The sequence below is a fragment of the Candidatus Contendobacter odensis Run_B_J11 genome (assembly GCF_000531125.1).
In the GTDB taxonomy this organism is placed as follows: Bacteria; Pseudomonadota; Gammaproteobacteria; order Competibacterales; family Competibacteraceae; genus Contendibacter; species Contendibacter odensensis.
Map to the genome: position 1 here is coordinate 1 of NZ_CBTK010000194.1, position 5,615 is coordinate 5,615.

The 5,615-nt window shown below is 62.2% G+C and carries 5 protein-coding genes and 1 pseudogene; all 6 read left to right on the forward strand.

Annotation, left to right across the window (positions count from 1 at the left end):
* Positions 1–94: 94 nt before the first annotated feature.
* Entirely contained in the window at positions 95–724 is a 630-nt protein-coding gene (locus BN874_RS11895) for a beta/alpha barrel domain-containing protein (RefSeq protein WP_230314416.1), read from the forward strand.
* 2 nt (positions 725–726) lie between these two features.
* Complete coding sequence (locus BN874_RS11900; RefSeq protein ID WP_034433582.1) at positions 727–2,760, forward strand: mycofactocin system FadH/OYE family oxidoreductase 2; 2,034 nt, start codon at positions 727–729, stop codon at positions 2,758–2,760.
* The gene (locus BN874_RS22615) at positions 2,761–3,777 is read left to right on the forward strand and encodes an electron transfer flavoprotein subunit alpha/FixB family protein (RefSeq protein WP_051497764.1); all 1,017 of its coding nucleotides are present in this window, start codon (positions 2,761–2,763) and stop codon (positions 3,775–3,777) included. It begins immediately after the preceding gene.
* The gene (locus BN874_RS11910; protein ID WP_034433584.1) at positions 3,774–5,102 is read left to right on the forward strand and encodes an FAD-dependent oxidoreductase; all 1,329 of its coding nucleotides are present in this window, start codon (positions 3,774–3,776) and stop codon (positions 5,100–5,102) included. The genes BN874_RS22615 and BN874_RS11910 overlap by 4 nt, the downstream gene beginning before the upstream one ends.
* Positions 5,096–5,383 carry a ferredoxin family protein gene (locus tag BN874_RS11915; RefSeq protein WP_051497765.1) on the forward strand — a complete coding sequence of 96 codons (288 nt, stop codon included), beginning with the start codon at positions 5,096–5,098 and terminating at the stop codon, positions 5,381–5,383. The genes BN874_RS11910 and BN874_RS11915 overlap by 7 nt, the downstream gene beginning before the upstream one ends.
* A 31-nt stretch (positions 5,384–5,414) precedes the next feature.
* A pseudogene (locus tag BN874_RS11920) lies at positions 5,415–5,615 on the forward strand (electron transfer flavoprotein subunit beta); the annotation flags it as partial.

Below are 5,615 nucleotides of genomic sequence, written 5' to 3' on the forward strand. Positions count from 1 at the left end.
TTAGCGAAACCTTCAAAGAACAACACCCTCAGAAAGTCGCGATAAAACTGATCCGGGCCGCGAGCGGTTGGCGCTGGCGGTGGACTGGCTGGAAGTGCAAATTCGCAAACTGGAAATAACGATTCATACCGGGGTTAGGATGACCGCCGAGCGGATCATCGCAGAAACGCCCGATGCGGTGATCGTGGCGGTGGGTGGTGTTCCCGGTCATCAAGCGGGTGTGCTGTTCCACGAAACAGCACCGGTGGTCAATCCCCGCCAAGTAATGAGCGGCGAAGTGCCCGCGCAAGCGGGACGCGCCGTAGTCCTCGACACCCTCGGCGATCCGGTCGGTATGGGTGTCACCGAATGGCTGGCCGAGCGCGGCTGGCAAGTGGAAATCGTCACCAGCGATATGTTTGTCGGCCAGCGGTTGACGGCTTCGCTGGAACTGACCGCCTGGAATCAGCGCATCGCCGCTAAAGGAATCACCCTCAGACCGCAGTTCGAGACCCGGCAAGTGACCGCCCGCAGCGTGATCGGCGCGGATCGCTTCGATCAGCAGGAAATACGGCTCGACAATGTTGATCTGGTGGTGGACGTGTCGCCGGAAATTCCCGACGAAACCCTGTACTTCGCGCTGAAAACCAGCGGCTTGCGGGTATTTCGAGCCGGCGATTGCGTCGCGCCGCGCTATCTCAGTCACGCCATTCTTGAAGGCTATCGTGCGGGCCGGGAGGCATAACCATGAGTACTCGCCAGCGGATCCTGTTTACGCCTCTGAAGATCGGCACCATCACGGTCAAGAACCGGATTGTCTTTGCCGCCCATCTGACTAACTACGCTGAAGATTTCCTGCCCAGCGAGCGGCACGTTCATTACTACCGGGAGCGGGCGCGGGGCGGAACCGGGCTGATTATTACCGAAGAACACTCCACTCATCCCACCGATCACCCCTATGAAAAGCTGATTCACGCTTTCCATCGCCGGGTCATTCCTTATTACCAGCGGATCACCCGGGCGGTTCACGCCGAAGGGACGCCCATTCTGGCGCAGATCAACCACAACGGCGGCCAAGGCAGCGGCATGTTCACCCGGTTGCCGGCCTGGGCGCCGTCAGCGCTGGCCGATCCACTGTTCCGCGAAGTGGCGAAGGCGGTGGAACATGAGGACATTCTTGAAATCATCCAGGGTTATGCGCGAGTGGCCGCCTATACCCGCGAGGGCGGCTTCGATGGGGTGGAACTGCAATGTTCCCATTCCTCCATCGTCCGTCAGTTCCTGTCACGCAACACCAACCACCGCGACGACGAATACGGCGGCAGTCTGGACAATCGCGCCCGGTTGCTGCGGGAGATCATCGCCGCCATCCGCAACGAAGTGGGGCGCGATTACGTAATCAGTGTGCGGCTGTGCGGCGATGAACTGATTCGCCACGGCATTACCCTTGATGAGACGGTCGCGGTGGCGCGCTTGCTGGAGGCCGACGGTCTGATTGACCTGATCAACACCAGCATCGGCACCGCCACCCAAACGCTGTACATGATCGAAGCCTCGATGCGGATCCGCCCGGATTACGCCCTGTTCATTCCCTCGGCGATCCGCAAGGCGGTACGGCTGCCGGTGATCGGGGTGGGGCGAATCAAGGACCCGATTCAGGCCGAGCGCATTCTCAGCGAAGGTCATGCCGATCTGGTCGGCATCGTCCGGGGACAAATCGCTGATCCCGAATTTGCCCGCAAGGCGCGGGAAAACCGGACTGACGATATTCGGCTGTGCCTGTCCTGCAACCAGGAATGCGTCGGGCGGATGGGCCTCAATCGCTGGCTGGGCTGCATCGAAACTCCGGCCACCGGCCGCGAACAGCAGCTTGGCGTCGGTTCGCTAACCCCCGTCGCCGAACCCAAACGGGTGCTGGTGATTGGCGGCGGACCGGCGGGCCTGAAGGCGGCTGCGGTCGCTGCCCGCCGGGGCCATCGGGTCACGCTGCTGGAAAAGGAAGCCCGGCTCGGCGGACAAGTGGTGTGGGCGGTGCGGGTCGCCAGCCGCGCCGAGTTTGGCGACATCGTGCGCAACCTGCTGCATGAGATTGAGCAACTGGGGGTCGAGGTGCAAACCGGCGTCACCGCGACTCTGGATTCGGTACTGGCCGCCAAGCCGGATGCGGTGATCGTAGCAACCGGCTCAGTGCCTAATCGCTTTGCTATTCCCGGCGGCGATGGTCCCGAGGTGGCCGATGTGGTGGATATTCTGTCCGGCGCGGTCACGCCGGGAAAACGGGTGCTGATCATTGACCGGCTCGGTTTCCACGAGGCCACCAGCGTCGCCGAATTTCTGGCGGAACAGGGCTGTGAAGTCGAGGTGGTCACCCCGACTTTGTACGTCGGCCAGGATTTGGGCGTCACCCTGGATTTGGAAAACTGGTATCGCCAGGCCCGGCGGCTGGGTATTCGCTGCACCCCGAATCATTCCGTCCTCAGCATTGATCATGGCGTGGTGATGGCGCTGCACAACTACAGCGGCCAGATGGTGCATTTCCCCAAAGCGGATACGGTGGTGCTGGCGGTGCATCGGCAGGCCGACGATGCGCTGTATCACGCGCTGAAAGCCGATAACGCCCGCGCTACAAACCTTTTGCAGCAGGTGCGCCAGGTGGACGAAGACCTGTATCAGTCGCTGAAAGGGCGGGTGCCGACGCTGTACCGGATCGGCGACTGTGTGGCGCCGCGCCGCGCTCACGCCGCGATCATCGAAGGTGAACAGGCCGGGAGGGCCGTGTAAATGGACAAGTTCGTAGTGGTGATCGCCGAGTGCGAACCTGGCGGAGTGACCCCGGCCAGTCTGGAATGTGTGGAAGAAGCCCGCGAGGTGGCTGATCAGTTGGGTGCACGGGTGCAAGTCATCCTGTGCGGCAGCGCAGTCGCGGCGCTGGCGGAAATTCTGGCGGCGCATGGCGCGGATCAGGTAACGGCAGTCGAGCATGAAGCGCTGGCGCAATTCAGCGCCGACGGCTGGTTGCAGGCGCTGGCCCCGATGTTGCTCCATGCCCATCCGCTGTTGCTGCTGGCCCCGGACAGCGGCCAGATCCGGGCCTGGTTGCCCCGGCTGGCGGTGCGCTGGCGGCTGCCACTGGTCGGCTGCTGTATGCGGATCAGCATCGTCGGCGACGGCTATCCAGAGATCATTCGCAACACTTATGGCGGCGCGTGTCAGGAGCGGCTGATCTGGCCGTATGCCACCTTGGTCGGCGCGATGCTGACTCCCGGCGTGCGCGGAGTTGGCCCGCCGCAAGTGGAACGTCATGCTGAAGTCACGGTAATACACCCGGAACTCGATCCCGCTCACTTCCGCGACCGCACCGTGCGCACCCTGCCTGCCGATCCCAAAACCGTGAGCCTGAACGAGGCCGAGCGGATCGTATCCGGCGGATTTGGCGCGGGCGGGCCGGCCGGTATGGGGCTGGTGAAACAACTGGCAGAACAACTGGGCGCGGCGCTGGGCGGCACTCGGGTAGCGGCGGATCGCGGCTGGCTGGCGGTGGATCGCTTCATCGGCTCCACCGGCCAGATCGTCGCACCCAAGCTGTATATGGCCTTTGGGGTGTCGGGCGCGGGTCAACATCTGTCCGGCATCACCGCCAGCGAACTGGTGATCGCAGTCAACAGCGACCGGACCGCACCGATTCTGAAACGGGCCGATCTGGGCGTGGTCGGCGACCTGCATCAAATCCTGCCCATTCTAATTCGCAAACTACAGGCGCTCGCCGCTCCCGCTGTAACCCTGGAAACCACGCCATGAGCGTATCCTCCGCTATTGAGCAATTCGATGTGATCGTCGTCGGGGCCGGGCCAGCCGGCAGCGCTGCGGCCTTGCTGAGCGCCCGCGCCGGTCTCAAGGTGCTGCTGCTGGAACGCGGCGAATATCCCGGCGCTAAAAATGTGTCCGGGGCGGTGTTTTACGGCAGTGCCATTCTCAACCAACTGATTCCTAACTGGTGGGAACAGGCTCCGGTCGAACGCTATGTCACCCGGCGCGACATCGCCTTTATGTCGCCGACCACGGCGGTAGCGCTGGATTTCCGCTGCGCCGGTCCCGGTTACGCCACTGCGCCCTACAATGGCTTTACGGTGTTGCGGCCCAAGTTTGATCGCTGGCTGGCCGCACAGGCCGAAGCTGCGGGCGCTTTTCTGCTGACTTCAACCGTGGTGGACGACGTGCTGCGCGACAATGGCCGCATTGTCGGGGTGCGGGTGCGCCGCGAGCAGGGCGACATTTACGGCAAGGTGGTGATCGCTTGCGATGGGGTGAATTCCTTCCTGGCCAAGAAAGCCGGCTTACAGCGCGAATTTCATCCCCATGAACTGTCGCTGGGGGTCAAGGAAGTGATCGGGCTGGACCCGGCGATCATTCAGGATCGCTTTCATTTGACCGGCAACGACGGAATCGCCTTTGAATATCTAGGCGCGGTCACTGAAGACGTTCACGGTGGCGCGTTTCTCTACACCAACCGCGATTCACTATCGCTGGGAGTCATCGGGCAAATCTCATCACTGGTGGAGCGGCGCAAGCGTCCGTATGAACTGCTGGAAGGATTCAAGGCGCATCCGGCGGTCGCGCCGCTGGTGCGCGGCGGCAAGCTGCGCGAATACTCGGCGCATCTGATCCCGGAAAGCGGCTGGGCGATGCTGCCGAAACTGTACACCGACGGCCTGCTGGTGGCGGGCGACGCCGCCGGATTTTGTCTGGCCGCCGGGCTGTATCTGGAAGGAATGAACTACGCGATGCAGTCCGGGCTGGCCGCAGCGGAAACCGCAATAGCCGCTTGCCAGCGCGGCAATTATTCGGCGCGATCCTTGGCGACTTATCGCAAGCATCTGAAACTACGTCATGTGTCCACCGATTTCCGCGCCTATCGTCATGCGCCGGCCTTCGTCAATGGGTCGCGCTTGCAGAATTTTTATCCCGAACTGATCGCCCGCAGCATGGAAAACCTGTTCCGGGTAGACGGCACCGCCAAGCGCAAGCTACTGCCGCTGAGCTACCGGATGGCCCGCCAATTCGAGATCCGACCGGGGCAGTTATTCCGCGATGTCTATCAGGCTGCGAGGGCTTTTTTATGGTGATGACCACCCACGAAGAAAAAATGCGCACAGTGCGCTTCCGGGTGGCGGCGACCCCGCACATCGTCGTCAACTCGGAAATCTGCCGCAGCGAGTGTTCGGTTCATGCCTGCGTCTATGTCTGTCCGGCCAACCTGTTCGTCCCGCTGGACGACGGCGGCATTCTGTTCAACTACGAACAATGTTTCGAGTGCGGCACCTGTTATATCGCCTGCAATCAGGAAGGCGCGATCCGCTGGAGTTACCCGGACGGCGGTTATGGCGTCACCTTCCGGGAATCCTAAGCGTCCCGAACCGGCCAGAAAGAATCCACCCATGCGCATTGCCGTTTGTCTCAAATACGTCCCTGATCCCAGCACCATCGAAGTCGATCCGCTGACTGGCGTAATTGACGCCGGTCGGGTGCTGTACATGATGAATCCCGCCGATGAAAGCGCGTTGGAACTGGCGCTGCGGTTGCGACCACCGCATGGAACGGTGACGGTGTTCAGCGTCGGGCCGGTCGCGGCGGATCGG